Source organism: Myxococcales bacterium, from assembly GCA_016699535.1.
Lineage (GTDB): Bacteria > Myxococcota_A > Polyangia > Polyangiales.
Genome location: CP064980.1, coordinates 1,616,053 through 1,630,736, shown reverse-complemented (window position 1 = coordinate 1,630,736; position 14,684 = coordinate 1,616,053). Strand labels below are relative to the sequence as shown.

The following is a 14,684-nucleotide window of genomic DNA, read 5'->3' as shown; positions in this document are numbered from 1 at the left end:
AACGGATCCGTGGAATCTGAACATTTCGAACGAGAACATGGATTTTAGTTCGGCAGAAAACAAAGTGTCCCTTCTGGAGTCATATGTCTCCATGTGGGGAACTCCACTCCATACCCGCTATCCGATACGCACCCAAAAACTGTACATCAATCCACTCAGCACTTGAAAAAATCTAATTCTCTAGGAAATTGTTAGTTTTTTCCTTTCTTCTCGATTTCGCTGCTGCTTTTTTGTCTAGGCATGTTTTTTGCTCTTTGTAGTCACATTATGAAGTGCGTAGTTTTTTCCTTGATCGCGGCCATGTCGGCCTGCGTCACCCCAATCGATGATTTTACCCAAGACCAAAGTCCGCTCACAGCCCCGGAGCGTGGCGCAGCGGCGTGGCCCGCTGAGCTTCCACTCGATCAGCCGATTGCCCGAGACTGTCTCGAAGTCACGGGAGGCTACGGCAGCGGTTATCATGCGGGCTATACACTCGTCGGCAGAAACAACGACTTTTACGCACTTGATCTATCCGATCCCAAAACACCGTTTAATCAGACCGTAGTTGCACCTGTAGCTGGCAAAGTCGTGAGTGTCTTTCAAGAGGGAGATCCGCTAATCGAGCCAAGCTATGCAAGTTTTGGCAACCGAGTCACCTTACAGGTCGACTACGGCGACGAAACCTACTATCTATTCTTCGCGCACCTCAAACAAATCGATACCGCAGTACACCAACATCTCAATAAAGGAGATACGATTGGCATTGCAGGCCATTCCGGCTTACATGATGATCACGGCGATCATCTACATTTTTCAATCCATAAAAAATCAAAGGCGCGCAACATGCGTCCTACCCAACTTTCTTAGATAGCGTGCCCGTCGCCGCCTCAAGCGTCGTACCGGAACCTTTCGCGGGAATAACAGATCTTAAAGCCGGCACCTTGATTGGGACTTGCCACGACGACTATCCGACTAAAAAGTTATAAAAATCCCTGTCTGGCATAAGGTCCAGTTGTAACTTGGCAGCTAAGCTATGGAATTTCTGAGCATTTCACGCCTTTTCGTTACAGTGAAAATAAAATATTGCACTATGCACGAAATCGATCTATAGTAATAGAAATGGGTATAGGCACGATGGCGAGTGCCAACTTAGCTTGTTTTTCGCATAAGAAATCCTTTTTTAGCCGGTGTAGCAATTGGACAACAACACAAAGAATAAAAATCTGCCGTCTAGTCCAAGCGATTACATTCGTCATCTGGGCGAAGCTGCGCTTGTTTTGGACAAGAGTCTGGAGCCCATCGCTCATAACGCAGCCTTTGTTGCCTCGAGTGGCTTGAGTCCTCATGATTTCATTCGGCAAAGCAGCGAAGGGCGATCAATTACCGAGCTCGTTTCTATCAATGGCGCAGCAGGCAAAAGTATGATGCTCGAATGCTTGCAAAAAGGCTATCCACAACGAATTACGCAGGCCAAAATCAATAACGCAACAGGGAGCCACTGGACCTCGGATGTGTCGTTCATTCCGATACGAAGTGAAGAAGACGGCGCTGAAGCTCTCATCCAGATCATTCACAAAACGCTTTTGGACGAGCGTGATGAAAGCACGGATTTATTGACTCTGTACCAAGCCCAAGCCGCAAGCCTGCAACGTGAACTTGAGGAGCGCACTCGAGACCTCAATATTGCTTTGCAACAAGTGGATCGCTTGGCTATGCATGATTCGTTAACAGGCCTTCTAAACCGAAATGCATTCCTTGAACATGCTCAAAAAGCACTCGAGCTAGCGAGACGACACGACCGAGCTTTAGCAATTCTCATTTGCGATCTCGACGGCTTCAAGCAAATCAATGAAAGCTACGGTCATAAAACCGGCGACAAAATGCTCGTTGCATTCGCCAACGCTCTCGATAACACACTTCGGAAAAGCGATACCGTAGCACGTGTCGGCGGCGAAGAATTTGCCGTCTTACTCTCTGAAACACACAGTAACTCCGTGCGCGAAGTAGCGCAGCGTTGCGCAAAAGCTATCCGAGACGTCGTTTTAGAAGGCCGACACGGAAGCATGCGCTTAAACCAAAGCGTTAGCATTGGGGTTGCTATTTTCCCGGCCCATGGCCGCACCCTCGACGAAGTGATTTCTCGTTCCGAAGAAGCCCTGCATCTCGCCAAAGAAACCGGCAGAGATCGCGTGGTAATTTACGACAATGAAATGCTTAAAACGGCACCAAAGCACGATGCTTTCAAGAAACCCAAGGTGCTATTGGTCAGTTCAGATGCGCCTTGCGCCAAACATATCAGTTCGCAGCTCTCGCCGCTTTATAAAGCTGTCCATGCGCTGTCACTTAAAGAAGCAACCGAGCAATGCAAAGCGAACTTGTTTGACATCATTATTTGTTAACAATTGGTCAACGGCGAATCCGGAATCGATTTTCTCGGGCAAACGATGGTGGATTCACCACAATCTCTGCGCATCCTATGTACGGGAGACGGAGAGTCTGTATTTTCAGTACGAGGTTCAGCTTTATCACGCATTGACGCTTTCATCTCATCCACCGATCTAAAGCAAAACCTCTTTGATACTCTTGATGATGGACTGACCTACAAGCAAATCATGTTGCAGCGGACTGTGGATGGAAAAATGGTGGCAAAAAATGCCTTTTCCTACCGAATCGAGCAGCTTGATGGGCTTTTAAAAAATGAAGAACTACAGATGGCGTATCAGCCCATCGTTGATCCACACACAAAACAAGCCATCGGCTACGAAGCGCTTTCTCGACCAAGTGGCAATTTTAAACTTAACCCTCAAGACCTGTTTCAAGCTGCTGTTGAAACCGGGCGCATTTGGGATCTTGGACGTTTAGTTCGCAAACGCATTGCACAAACCATTGATTTTTTCCCAGAAGACAGTTTAATTTTCATCAATCTTCACCCCGCCGAATTGGAAGATCCTGAACTAATCGCACCATCAGCACCTCTGAAAGCTTATGCAAATCGCATTGTTTACGAGATTACCGAGCGCACTCCGATCACACACATACCAAGCTTCCAGCAACATCTACGAGAACTCCGTAAACGTGGCTACCGAGTAGCCATCGACGACTTGGGAGCTGGTCATGCTAATTTTAGTTCCCTTGCCCTATTGGAACCCGATTTTGTTAAAATCGATATGGAACTGGTTCGTTCAGTTCATACCTCGCCAAGGCGCCTTCGTTTACTGGGTCGACTTGTTGATATGGCTAACGAAGAAGGCATTTTTGCGATTGCCGAGGGGATTGAAACCGAAGAGGAAGCCAACGCCATTCGAGAACTGGGCTGCCACTACTTCCAAGGTTTCCTGTTCGGCCGAGCAACTATTCCCGTCGCCAAAATAACAAAAAAAACGGCCTCTTAATATCCCTACTCTGTTTGCTGGGAAGCGGTCCCCAAGGCAGGTTCTGCTCCCGAGCCTTCAAGACCACTAACTGCGGAAGACTTAAAAACTCCAACACTCCCAACATTCGCTTTTGTGCGCCACATGCAGACGCTCATCCCCAGAACCTGCCTTGGGGACCTATCACTTGCTAACCTTATGTCGATACGACAGGTACTCAGATTAGGAAAGACCAAATTAGTCTTGTGAGCGTGGAGCGGAAGTGCTGCATCAGAGCGTCTGCATGTGGCGTGTTAAGATTTCCCAAGCGAACAATAAAATTAAGGCATACGCAGTTTGTAGTCTTGAAGGCTCTGATGCAGCACCTCGGCTCCACGCAACGCTATCCAATACAAAAACAACCAACCTCTCGCATGCAATCCTTAGCCGTGGCGTTCTTTCCACCAGGCTAGGAACTTTCGGTAGGCTGCTTTGCGATCTTTTTTATGTCCGTGCGGATCGTAACCGTAGCCTTGTCCCACGACGTGTCGCAACTCATCAAAGGCAGCGCTGCGCAAAGCTTCATCTTCTTGCATAAGCGCTTCAATCAACCATTGAGTGCGTTGCTTTTTTCCATGGCGCGCCAGCCAGGCAGCCCAACGTCGTTTTGAAGTTCCGAAATCATGACGTGTAAGCAAGACAAGTGCACGCTGGGTGGATTGCATAAGTGCTGGTTCATCCGTACCGAGCAGAGACACGAGCAATTTCACAGAACGTTCATCGTGCAGTTCACCTAAAATGCGTACCGCAATGCGGCGCCGTGCTGGAGCTTCTCCTGCACTTTGAGCCACCGAACGAATTGGCCGCAGCACAACCTCAAGTTCTCGAACTCCACGAAAACTGCAAAGCACATCGGCTACCAGATTGCGAATGCCGATGTCTTGATCAAAGACCAAACGGCCAAGTGCTTCGATAAGCTGTTCTTTACTGCCTAAATCAGCTGCTACGAGCACCGCGTAAAAACGCGATTCATCATCAGACTTAGGATCCAACAAGGCGGCTACATAGGGCACGGCATGTGAACCAAAAGACACAAGAGCCCTAGCAATAGCTGAAACGTCTCTACCTCGTGCAAGCCGTGTGTATTTCGAATGACGATTAAACCAAAGCTCTCCTGGAAAGCGTTTTACTAATTCAGGAAGCAGAGCTTCTCCTTCCGCTAGAGCCATGGCGATGGTAGCGTCGACTTGCTCAGGGTTACAGGCAGAAAGTTCACGCACGAGTGAACGAATACGATCGCTTGCTTCCCCCACGCGTGGCACAGAAGGTATATGCGATGATCGTGCACCTTCTGGCGGCCGTTTATCCGGAGCAGCCGACTGACTTTTGCCTTCAGTCAAAGGCTGCGTTTTACTTGGAAAGAGTTCCTTATCCCATTGCGGAACCGGCGGTGCACTTCTTGATAAACCAAGTTTTTCCTGTGGACGCGTGCGCCAACTCCGTCTTGGTTGAATCGAGTCAGTTTCCTCAGGTGGTTTTTCCTCGACGGGCTCGGATGGTAGTGCCGCAGGCATAGGCTTCAACGTTTCGGTCCTGGGCGGATCGACGGTCTTGGATGGCTCTGTTTCCTTTAGGGCTTCTGCTTCCTTCAGTGGTTCTGTGTCCTTGGGAGGGCCAACCAAAGGCGTCACATATCGCTCAGCCCTCTCCTTGTGCTTGACGCTTGGTCTAGCTGGTATGGTCGAATACAGCGGCTTCAGCGATTTCATGCGCTTGGTCTCACGCGGCTCCACTGATTTTTTTGTTTGGCTTGGTAGCTCAGAGTTGTTTTGGCTTTGAAGCTTGCTCCTCAGAATAAGCATTTCAAGAGCGTTTCCAACATGTGCAGCAAAAGCAATTAGCTTTGAAAACGAGTCAACCTCGAAGTCGTGCCCACCACGATCTCCACAGAGCAGCAGAACAACACGACCTCGCACCGTGACCGGGACAATCAAGGAGGGTTGCGCATGACTGCGGCCCAGTGCCTCTGCCACCAATCTATCGGATTCAGCAGCGTTGAGATTGGCCACCATGGTTTTGCCGTTCTGAAAAACCTCACGAAAGCTTCCAGGCGATTCCAGCAAGCACTGGTAACCCTGCGCAGCACGACTCAAGCCGTCATCGAGCGCAACCGCGCGCCTCACCTGGGCGTACTTGCCCTTGATGCTAAATACGACAAAAAATTCAAAAAACTGGCCACCAAAGCGCTCAAGCAAGTCAAGGACCTCTTCGCGATCAACAGCATGGGCAAGCTGTTCGGCGGCCCGATGCAATGCAAGAGGCGTTCCGATTGGAGGGATAGAGGCACCGTTACCCATGGATCCTACCTTATCATGCTCACTTGCCGAGCTCTAAGCTTTGTGCAACGCCACCCGGTCAGTCCGTGACAAAAGTCACCAATTAACAAAAAAGTATTGCGAACATGAGAACAAAGCTAGAAGACAAGTCTTTTTTCGAGGTTTTCGTAGATTCGAGCGCGCCCACAGGACCGAGGAGGATGGTACATCGGTACCTGACGACGAGGTCCGAGGACCTAAGCCGAATATACGGAAACCTCGGAAAAAGCGCCTTCAGGCGCCACGTACTGACCAGTTACTGTGCAACGCCTGTACGTTTGAGCATGCCCATCCGTTCCGCTACCAAAGCCAAAATGACCGGCACAGCCGTTTCCACACGCAAAATCGTGGGACCTAAACCCACCTGCGAAAAACCCATCGCCTCTAAACCCTCAATTTCCATCTCTCCCAAGCCCCCTTCAGGACCGATCACAACCGAGGCTTTTTGCACGGTTTGGGAAGCGGGCCACAAGGTATCAAGTCCGAGCTCACAACATTCCCAAAACACCAAGCGTCGTCCCTCTTCGGGAAGTTCATCTGCTATATCAAGCAAGGGCAAAGGACCTACAAGCTCAGGAACCGACCTACGCGCTGACTGCCTTGCTGCTTCTTCAGCAATACGTTCCAGCCGTTTTAACTTAGCTCCAGCCCGTCCACTGTCAGGACGCGATACAGTTCGTTCGGAGATGGCTAGAATTATTTTTGAGACACCAATCTCAGTTGCCATACGCACGTTGGTATCCAGTTTGCTTCCCTTAGGAAGGCACTGCACGAGCACAAGCTCATGCTCGACTGCCATTGGGCCACACTTTATCTCCAGGATTCGTAAAACATAGCGATCGTGTAAGCTTTGCTCAATCGTAGCGGTCGCTTGTTTGCCGCTTTGATCAAACAAATAAAGTTGATCGCCTACTTTGAGACGCAAGACTTTCATATGCCGACTAAGCTCAGTATCAGCGATAAAGGTAGCGGCTGCCTCCGGCAGCAATGGAAGGTAAAAGCGCCGCATGCTCATCGTTCATACACTAAGGCAAGCCACTCGCCTTCTTCAGCACGATCTTGCAAAGTAAGCTCTGAAAAAATAGCCCGCGCTTCGTGTTCTTGACTGACCAAGAGGCCACTCAGCATAAGCACCGAACCCGTCTGAAGACGTTCAAGCAAGGCTTTGGCCAACTGCTCATGCACGGCAAGTTGAATGTTAGCAAGCACAACATCGAATTTAGCTAGATCACTCAAATCGTCGGTCCACGCCCGGAACTTGCCAGCAACATCGTTTGCAAACGCATTCTCCGCGGCAATACGTAACGCATCCGGATCGATATCGGTTCCAAAGGCATGGCTTGCGCCTAGCTTTAACGCAGCAATCGCAAGAATGCCGCTGCCGCACCCCACATCCAAAATAGATTCCCCGCCGTAAATGTGTTCATCTAAAAACTCAAGCAACAAGCGTGTTGAAGCATGCATTCCGCTGCCAAACGCCCGCCCTGGATCCATCACGATGTCGTGCCTTGCTTCGTCCGATACCCTTGCTTCCCACGGCGGACGGACAGACAACCGCCTGCCAAAAATCTGGGTTTTAAAATAGCGCTTCCAAGCATCACGCCATTCGTCCCCTACAATCTCATCGAGCTCGACCTCGTAAGCACCTGACAGTTCATGCAGCGCGGCTTTGGCAGCTGTTTCGTCTTTATAGTGCGCAATAAGCAAAGTTCCCGCGCCGCTTGCAGCATCTAAGGTCTCAGCATCACGCTCCTCGATACCCAAGGCCCCCAACGCCCATAGTTTTTCAGCAACGATGTCTGTTTCGTCACCAGCAACCATCACACGAAGATACGGAAAACGCAGCACTGTACTCATTCGACTACCCCAAGCTCACTGTTGCAACCTATCTTATAACGCATAACGAAGCACCAGGTAGCTCAGCCCCAACAAAAACCAAAGCACGGGAAAAACGCGGGATCCTTTCACCCACGCGGCAATCGGCGTAAGCGGTGGAACGAGCGCCAAAAGGCGCCAAATCAGGTTTATTTTTGTCCCAAGCACCGTCATAAACACCAAGGCAAAATGCGTGGCAAGCCATGCAGCGCCCACACCCGTAAACAAACCAAGCGTTATTAAATCTTCAGTCATCGCCTGCTAAATCTCATACCATCAGAGCTCGCCAGCTGAACAGAGCAAAGAAACCCTCGATGAATACAAAGCGGGTTTTCGTTTTGATTGAAGTGTGTTCTAACCGCCATAGCTATGAAAAACTCTGTTGGAATTGCCATGTTGGGCTGTGGTGTTGTGGGCAGCGGCGTGCTGCGTCTTTTGGACGCAAACAGCCAAACCCTTCCCAAACGCATTGGTGCAAAACTCGAGCTCCGTCATATTGTTGTACAGGACACATCAAAAAAAAGAGACGTCTCGATTAACAAACAACTGCTCGGCAATGACCCCGAAGCCGCCATTACGGACCCCAACGTTGACCTTGTTATTGAACTCATGGGCGGCCTTGAGCCCGCACGAAGTTTAATCCTTCAAGCTTTCGATCATGGCAAAAGTGTTGTGACTGCGAATAAGGCACTCATTGCAGAACATGGACATGAACTTGTTGAAAAAGCCGCGAGCGTCAAAAAAGATCTTTACTTCGAAGCCGCCGTGGGTGGTGGTGTACCGATCATTCGCATTTTGCGCGAGGCCCTGGCCGGAGATCAAGTCATTGGATTGCGCGGTATCGTTAACGGCACCAGCAATTACATGCTCTCACAGATGCGCGCACAGCACATCGATTTTGATCTTGCCCTGAAGCAGGCCCAAGAAGCCGGCTATGCTGAAGCCGACCCTGCTTTGGATGTCGGCGGTGGCGATGCAGCGCATAAACTCGCCATTCTCGCAACCATGGCCTTTGCTGCGAAAGTAACCGCAAAAGATATTCTTACCGAAGGTATCCAAACCATTGCCGCGATAGACATGCAGTTTGCCGAACGTTTTGGTTACGTCATCAAACACCTTGCCATTGCACGTCTAAACGACGAGGGAAAAATTGATTTGCGCGTGCACCCAGCGCTTATCGCGAAAGACAGCGATCTTGCCTCGGTCAACGGCGCTTTGAACGCCGTTCACATCGAGGCCAAGGGCTTAGGGCCCTGCATGATCTCGGGTTACGGCGCGGGCTCCTTGCCAACAGCGGTAAGTGTGATGGGTGACACTGTCGATGTCGCACGCAATGTTTGCAACAACTCCGCCGGCATGGTGCCGACTTGGGGCATTGCAAACGATGCCATTGAACAAAAAGCATTGCAGGCTATGGGTGAACACGAAGGATGCTACTATCTGCGCTTTTCAGTCACCGATCGACCAGGCGTGCTTGCACAAATCGCTGGCATCCTCGGTGAGCACAATGTTTCCATCAAGCAAATCGTGCAAGAAGGCGTCGCAAGTGGTTCAAGCAAACCAGTTGATGTCGTTATTCTTACCCATGTCGCACTCGAGAAAAACCTCACCGCGGCGCTAGCTCAAGTCGATAAACTCGACACCATACTTGCCCCCTCCCACCGCATTCGCATCGTCAATGAATAAAGGGCTGTCGAGCACGCGCTAGCGCAGCGCCAGCACTACATCGTTTGCCAGTTGACCTTCGCGAAAGTGTGTACATAATCCCGGGGTGCAACACGATCCTCAAGATCTGACCGGTTTAGGTCAATTAGCCGCCCTACTCGGTCCTGAAACCGTGTTTGAAGGCAAACTATGTTTTCAGGACAAAGTCCGGATCGAGGGTAAAGTCATTGGCGAAATCCATGGCAAAGGCACCTTAATCCTAGCTGGAAATGCTGAAATCCAAGGGCAAATCCACGTGGGCACCTTAATCATGCGCAGTGGCACCATACGGGGCAACATCCATGCCCGCAGCCTGGTCGAGGCTCATGAACCCGCCCGCATCGAAGGCGACATTCACGCTCCACAGATTCTCATCGAAAAAGGCGTAGTATTTGAGGGAAAATGCACCATGCCCCAAGCAGAACGCGGCGAGCCAGCCCCCTACCCGATCGCCAAAAAGCTTCTGCAATAGTTTCTTCCGAACAAGCCTGAAGAGCTACCCCCAAAACAGTCCTAGGCTAAAGCTCGCAAAAAGCCTTTGCGCACAAGTTGCCGCCCTCCTCCACGCTTGACGCTACACCTTCGAACGAATTGGTTTGTCCAACCAGAAAAGCGCGGTAGCTCCCTTCGCGAACATAACTTTTCGCGAGCTTTGCGTAGCTTCGAGCGCCCCCACAGCGACGAGAAGGCACGTACACCCGTACTTGCCGACGAGAAGCGAGGAGGTAAGCCGAAGCTACGCAAAGCTCGCGGAAAGCCCTTGCAAACACAAAGCCGCCCTCCTCCACGCTTGACGCTACACCTTCGAACGAATTGGTTTGTCCAACCAGAAAAGCGCGGTAGCTCCCTTCGCGAACATAACTTTTCGCGAGCTTTGCGTAGCTTCGAGCGCCCCCACAGCGACGAGGAGGCACGTACACCCGTACTTGCCGACGAGAAGCGAGGAGGTAAGCCGAAGCTACGCAAAGCTCGCGGAAAGCCCTTGCAAACACAAAGCCGCCCTCCTCCACGCTTGACGCTAAGGGGTGGTACTGCTAGATAAGCGACGCATTTTATCCCGTTTTTCTCGGTAATTTCCGGTTCGGGCAACATGAGGCGCGCATGGGACTGACAGCTGTAGTGCTTTCGGGCGGATCCGTCATTGATCTTGACGGAACCTTCTTTATCCAACTGGTGATTTTTTTCGCCACACTGTTAATTCTCAACCAGCTGGTATTTCGCCCCTTGGTTAGGCTGTTTGATGCCCGCGAAAGCGGAATTGACGGTGCCAAGGCCGAAGCCAAAGCCCTCACAAAGGACGCTTCGGATAAAGCCGAGGCCTACGATACCCAACTCCGCAAGGTAAAATCTGCAGCTGGCAAGGAACGCGATCGTCTACGTAGCGAGGGTCAGAGTCTAGAACGCACCATCCTCGAGAAAGTTCGCCAAGAAACCCAACGCAACTTTGAGCATGCCGAGCTGCAACTTAGCAAAGAAGCCAACCAAGCACGCAAAGAGCTGGAACAGAGTATTAGCTATATGGCCAAACAAATCGCACAGAAAGTGCTTCGTAGGGAGGTCGCATGACATCCAGAGCCCGCATCTGCAGTTTTTCCGGTCTTGTGGTGATCGTAGCCCTCTATGCTCCAACGGTGTGCTTTGCCGATGAATATCGCGAAGGAGCTCCGGCCGCAGGCACCGAACACAGCGACGAAGCAAGTCATGCTGAACACGAAAATCATGGCATCTCGGCGGTATTCTCCTCGCTTGAGTTTTGGGCCATGCTCATCAACTTTGTATTACTGCTTTTGATTTTGACGAAAATCGGCGCCAAGCCGATGAACGCCATGCTATCGGAACGCAAAGCGCAAATCGCATCCGGCTTGAACGAAGCTGCCAAAATTAAGGCCGAAGCGGAGGCCACCCAAAAAGAATACGCAGACCGACTCGCGAAACTCGATCAAGAAATCGAAAAATTGCGTGCCGAAATGACCAAAGCAGGTGAAGCAGAACGCGATCGCCTCGTTTCAGCCGCTGAAGAAAAAGCCGCTCGTATGCGTCGCGAAACCGAATTCTTAATCGAACAGCGCATGAAACAAATCAAGATTGATTTGAGCAGAGAAGCCATCGAAACAGCGCTGAAATCCGCTGAGGAAGTCCTAAAACGCGAACTCTCAGACAGTGATCAAAACCGACTTGCTGAACAATTTTGAAAAACCTAAGCTCAAAACAAGCGCAAAGGAAAGTCGCCTAACATGTCCGTGATTGCCTCTCGCTACGCCAAAGCCTTGTTTAAACTTGGCCAAGAAAACAATCAACTCGATCAATTCGAGCAAGAGCTTAAGACAACCTGCAAACTATGGGAACAAAGCCCGGATCTTCATCAACTGGTCGATAACCCCGGAATCAATGCGGAGCAACGCCGCGCTGTGTTTGCCGATATCGCAGAGCGCATGGGCCTAAGCAAAACCATACGCAACACCTTGTGGATTCTATCGGATCGCAAACGCATGATGTTGCTTCCCGACATCGTCGAGCGTTTTGAAGAGCTCGCAGAACAGAGTCTTGGCAGACTCCGCGCCGAAGTCACTACTGCCACAAAACTACCCGACAGTTACTATGAGCAGCTTCGTCATACTCTCGAAGCAGTTTCCGGGAAGAAAATCATACTGCAAAGCAAAATCGATCCCACTATCTTAGCCGGCGTGGTAACCCGCATCGGCGATCAAGTCTTTGACGGGAGTGCCCGTAGTTATTTAGCAGAGTTGAAAGACGAACTCTTAGACAGCCAAAACCCATAAAAACGTCCTATAGGAGACTAGTAGAATGCAACTGCGCGCTGAAGAAATCTCAGACATTATAAAGAAACAGATCGCCTCATATGAAACACAGGTTGCGGTCTCAGAAACAGGCACCGTACTCACTGTGGGTGATGGTATTGCACGCGTTCATGGGCTGAGAGCTGCAATGGCCGGAGAGCTGTTGGAGTTTCCCGGTGGTTTGATGGGCATGGTACTTAACCTTGAAGAAGACAACGTGGGTGTGGCTCTTCTTGGCTCCGACATTGAAGTGCTCGAAGGCAGCACCGTTAAGCGCACTGGACGTATCATTGACGTTCCCGTTGGACCAAAACTTCTTGGACGCGTGGTCAACGCGCTTGGACAGCCTATTGACGGCAAAGGCCCGATTGAAAGCCAAGATCGCCGTCGTGTTGAAATTAAAGCCCCCGGTATCATGGTCAGGCAGCCCGTCACGGAACCCATGCAAACGGGTCTTAAGGCAGTTGACTCGATGATTCCAATCGGTCGCGGACAGCGAGAGCTCATCATTGGCGACCGTCAAACCGGTAAAACCGCAGTCGCTATCGATGCCATCATCAACCAAAAAGGCCAGGACATGCACTGCATCTACGTGGCCATCGGTCAAAAGCAATCAACGGTTGCGCAGGTTGTTGACAAGCTCACCCAGCACGGGGCCATGGAATACACCACCGTGGTTGCCGCGACTGCAGCGGAAATGGCGCGACGTCAGTTTATTGCGCCCTACACAGGCTGCGCGATGGGCGAGTACTACCGTGACCGTGGTCAGCACGTTCTTGTGATCTACGATGATCTTTCAAAGCAAGCCGTGGCTTACCGCCAGCTCTCGCTTTTGCTTCGCCGCCCGCCTGGCCGTGAAGCCTATCCCGGCGACGTCTTTTACGTACACAGCCGCTTGCTCGAGCGTGCCGCGAAAATGGCAGACGAATGGGTGATTGTTGATAAGGGCAGCGAGCCCTCGCGCGCCATGGCCAATAAGATCTATGTCGGACCTCAAGGCAAGGATCAGGCTGAAGAAGCGGCAAAACGTCAAGGCGACAGTGTGGAAGTCAAAAAACTTCCAGACTCCGGTGGCTCACTTACCGCTCTGCCTATCATCGAAACGCAAGCAGGCGATGTGTCGGCCTACATTCCAACCAACGTGATTTCGATTACCGACGGTCAGATCTTTCTTGAATCGGATTTATTCTTCTCCGGCGTGCGTCCTGCTATCAACGTGGGTATTTCCGTATCGCGCGTGGGTGGTAACGCTCAGATCAAAGCCATGAAACAAATCGCAGGCACCCTTCGTTTGGAACTTGCCCAATACCGTGAAATGGCAGCATTTGCTCAGTTCGCTTCCGATTTGGACAAAGCAACCCAAAACCAACTCGCTCGCGGAGCGCGCCTGGTTGAAATCCTCAAACAGGATCAATACGTGCCAGCGCCGGTTGAAGAGCAGGTTCTGATGATTTTCGCCGCCACGCAGGGCTATGTCGATGCTTACCCAGTCGATGCTCTCGGTCGCTATGAAACAGAGCTGCTTTCCTTCGTGAAAAGCGATCATCCACAAGTGTTAACGCTGATTCGCGAGAAGAAACAACTCAACGACGAAGTCAAAGATGCACTGAAAAAAGCCTTGAAAGCTTTTGCAGAGGTCTTTGTGCTTGAAGAGAACGGCGTATGAGTGGTCTGAAGATCATACGTAAACGGATCGCGAGCGTTAAAAACACGCAAAAGATCACCAAGGCGATGAAAATGGTCGCGGCAGCTCGCTTGCGTCGCGCACAGCAACACATCCTTGAACTTCGCCCCTATGCACGTGAAACCGCTGCTGTTCTGCGTTCGGTCGCAGCCCGCGCTGGTGGCGCTGAGGCCCATCCACTGCTAGCACGTCGCGAAGAGAAGAAAGTACTGCTCGTCGTACTCACCAGCGATCGTGGTCTTGCAGGCGCTTTTAACGCCAGCATCAACAAAGCAGCTCACACGCTTTACAAAAAACTACAGGCCGAAGGCAAAGAAGTATCGGTGGCCGCCATTGGACGCAAAGGTCGCGACTATTTTCGGCGTCGGGAAGTTAACATCAAACACGAATTTCGTGATGTGTTTGAAAACCTGACGGTCAGTAAAGCTAACAAAATCGGCCGTACTCTCATGAAGTCCTACGCGCCAAGCTTTGATCCTGAAAATGTCGGTCGTTTAAACGACGAAAACGATTTTCATCTCGAAGCTGATCTTGACGCCGTGTATTTGATTTACAACGAGTTTAAAAGCGCCATCAGCCAACAGGTCACCATCGAAGCACTGCTTCCGGTCTGTCCCGACACCGAAGGCGATGAAGATAACGAAATCGATTTCATCTACGAACCAAGCAAAAAAGCATTGTTGGATCGTTTGATCGATTTGCATGTCCGCACGCAAATCTATCGTGCCTTAATTGAATCAGTCGCTTCGGAGCATGGCGCACGCATGACCGCCATGGACAATGCCAGTCGAAATGCCAGTGACATGATCTCAAAACTGACTTTGCAGTTTAACCGTGCCCGCCAAGCCGCTATCACCAAAGAGCTCATGGAAATCATCGGCGGGGCCGAAGCTCTAAAATCTTAGGGAAAAACCAC

General features: G+C 50.8%; 14 protein-coding genes. 10 read left to right on the top strand and 4 right to left on the bottom strand.

What is annotated here, in order from left to right; all coding sequences use genetic code 11:
- The first annotated feature begins 267 nt into the window (after window positions 1-267).
- The 3 genes from IPJ88_07780 to IPJ88_07770 all read left to right on the top strand — a co-directional run bounded on the left by IPJ88_07780 (window position 268) and on the right by IPJ88_07770 (window position 3,374).
- Complete coding sequence (locus tag IPJ88_07780) at window positions 268-849, top strand: M23 family metallopeptidase (protein ID QQR91610.1); 582 nt, start codon at window positions 268-270, stop codon at window positions 847-849.
- Window positions 850-1,178: 329 nt separating this feature from the next.
- Window positions 1,179-2,381, top strand: coding sequence for a GGDEF domain-containing protein (locus IPJ88_07775; GenBank protein ID QQR91609.1), 1,203 nt, complete (start codon window positions 1,179-1,181; stop codon window positions 2,379-2,381).
- A 45-nt stretch (window positions 2,382-2,426) separates the two neighbouring features.
- A complete protein-coding gene (locus IPJ88_07770) occupies window positions 2,427-3,374 on the top strand; it encodes an EAL domain-containing protein (protein QQR91608.1) in 948 nt (315 codons plus the stop codon).
- 401 nt (window positions 3,375-3,775) lie between these two features.
- Here the strand turns inward: IPJ88_07770 and IPJ88_07765 are convergent, their stop codons facing one another.
- From IPJ88_07765 to IPJ88_07750, 4 genes are all read right to left on the bottom strand, one after another.
- Window positions 3,776-5,689: a hypothetical protein gene (locus IPJ88_07765; GenBank protein QQR91607.1), complete on the bottom strand. Its 1,914-nt coding sequence runs from the start codon at window positions 5,687-5,689 to the stop codon at window positions 3,776-3,778.
- A gap of 274 nt (window positions 5,690-5,963) precedes the next feature.
- Entirely contained in the window at window positions 5,964-6,716 is a 753-nt protein-coding gene (locus IPJ88_07760) for a 16S rRNA (uracil(1498)-N(3))-methyltransferase (GenBank protein QQR91606.1), read from the bottom strand.
- A gap of 2 nt (window positions 6,717-6,718) precedes the next feature.
- Complete coding sequence (locus IPJ88_07755; GenBank protein ID QQR91605.1) at window positions 6,719-7,564, bottom strand: 50S ribosomal protein L11 methyltransferase; 846 nt, start codon at window positions 7,562-7,564, stop codon at window positions 6,719-6,721.
- A gap of 33 nt (window positions 7,565-7,597) precedes the next feature.
- Window positions 7,598-7,837 carry a hypothetical protein gene (locus IPJ88_07750; GenBank protein QQR91604.1) on the bottom strand — a complete coding sequence of 80 codons (240 nt, stop codon included), beginning with the start codon at window positions 7,835-7,837 and terminating at the stop codon, window positions 7,598-7,600.
- Window positions 7,838-7,951: 114 nt separating this feature from the next.
- Between IPJ88_07750 and IPJ88_07745 the strand changes: the two genes are divergently transcribed.
- The 7 genes from IPJ88_07745 to atpG all read left to right on the top strand — a co-directional run bounded on the left by IPJ88_07745 (window position 7,952) and on the right by atpG (window position 14,673).
- Window positions 7,952-9,268, top strand: a complete 1,317-nt coding sequence (locus IPJ88_07745) for a homoserine dehydrogenase (protein ID QQR91603.1) — start codon at window positions 7,952-7,954, stop codon at window positions 9,266-9,268.
- Between the two features lie 85 nt (window positions 9,269-9,353).
- Window positions 9,354-9,758, top strand: a complete 405-nt coding sequence (locus tag IPJ88_07740) for a polymer-forming cytoskeletal protein (GenBank protein QQR91602.1) — start codon at window positions 9,354-9,356, stop codon at window positions 9,756-9,758.
- A 629-nt stretch (window positions 9,759-10,387) separates the two neighbouring features.
- The gene (locus tag IPJ88_07735; protein ID QQR91601.1) at window positions 10,388-10,852 is read left to right on the top strand and encodes an ATP synthase F0 subunit B; all 465 of its coding nucleotides are present in this window, start codon (window positions 10,388-10,390) and stop codon (window positions 10,850-10,852) included.
- Window positions 10,849-11,478 carry an ATP synthase F0 subunit B gene (locus tag IPJ88_07730; protein ID QQR91600.1) on the top strand — a complete coding sequence of 210 codons (630 nt, stop codon included), beginning with the start codon at window positions 10,849-10,851 and terminating at the stop codon, window positions 11,476-11,478. Before IPJ88_07735 ends, IPJ88_07730 begins: the two co-directional genes overlap by 4 nt.
- Window positions 11,479-11,520: 42 nt before the next feature.
- Window positions 11,521-12,066, top strand: a complete 546-nt coding sequence (atpH, locus tag IPJ88_07725; GenBank protein QQR91599.1) for an ATP synthase F1 subunit delta — start codon at window positions 11,521-11,523, stop codon at window positions 12,064-12,066.
- A gap of 25 nt (window positions 12,067-12,091) precedes the next feature.
- Entirely contained in the window at window positions 12,092-13,750 is a 1,659-nt protein-coding gene (locus IPJ88_07720; GenBank protein QQR91598.1) for a F0F1 ATP synthase subunit alpha, read from the top strand.
- A complete protein-coding gene (gene atpG, locus IPJ88_07715; protein ID QQR91597.1) occupies window positions 13,747-14,673 on the top strand; it encodes an ATP synthase F1 subunit gamma in 927 nt (308 codons plus the stop codon). The genes IPJ88_07720 and atpG overlap by 4 nt, the downstream gene beginning before the upstream one ends.
- Window positions 14,674-14,684: the final 11 nt, after the last annotated feature.

What these genes read in the sequence shown, in the direction of transcription:
- IPJ88_07780 (QQR91610.1), top strand. Translation starts at nt 268, where the DNA reads ATGAAGTGCGTAGTTTTTTCCTTGATCGCGGCCATGTCGGCCTGCGTC.
- IPJ88_07770 (QQR91608.1), top strand. Translation starts at nt 2,427, where the DNA reads ATGGTGGATTCACCACAATCTCTGCGCATCCTATGTACGGGAGACGGA.
- IPJ88_07765 (QQR91607.1), bottom strand. Translation starts at nt 5,689, where the DNA reads ATGGGTAACGGTGCCTCTATCCCTCCAATCGGAACGCCTCTTGCATTG.
- IPJ88_07760 (QQR91606.1), bottom strand. Translation starts at nt 6,716, where the DNA reads ATGCGGCGCTTTTACCTTCCATTGCTGCCGGAGGCAGCCGCTACCTTT.
- IPJ88_07755 (QQR91605.1), bottom strand. Translation starts at nt 7,564, where the DNA reads ATGAGTACAGTGCTGCGTTTTCCGTATCTTCGTGTGATGGTTGCTGGT.
- IPJ88_07750 (QQR91604.1), bottom strand. Translation starts at nt 7,837, where the DNA reads ATGACTGAAGATTTAATAACGCTTGGTTTGTTTACGGGTGTGGGCGCT.
- IPJ88_07745 (QQR91603.1), top strand. Translation starts at nt 7,952, where the DNA reads ATGAAAAACTCTGTTGGAATTGCCATGTTGGGCTGTGGTGTTGTGGGC.
- IPJ88_07735 (QQR91601.1), top strand. Translation starts at nt 10,388, where the DNA reads ATGGGACTGACAGCTGTAGTGCTTTCGGGCGGATCCGTCATTGATCTT.
- IPJ88_07730 (QQR91600.1), top strand. Translation starts at nt 10,849, where the DNA reads ATGACATCCAGAGCCCGCATCTGCAGTTTTTCCGGTCTTGTGGTGATC.
- atpH (QQR91599.1), top strand. Translation starts at nt 11,521, where the DNA reads ATGTCCGTGATTGCCTCTCGCTACGCCAAAGCCTTGTTTAAACTTGGC.
- IPJ88_07720 (QQR91598.1), top strand. Translation starts at nt 12,092, where the DNA reads ATGCAACTGCGCGCTGAAGAAATCTCAGACATTATAAAGAAACAGATC.
- atpG (QQR91597.1), top strand. Translation starts at nt 13,747, where the DNA reads ATGAGTGGTCTGAAGATCATACGTAAACGGATCGCGAGCGTTAAAAAC.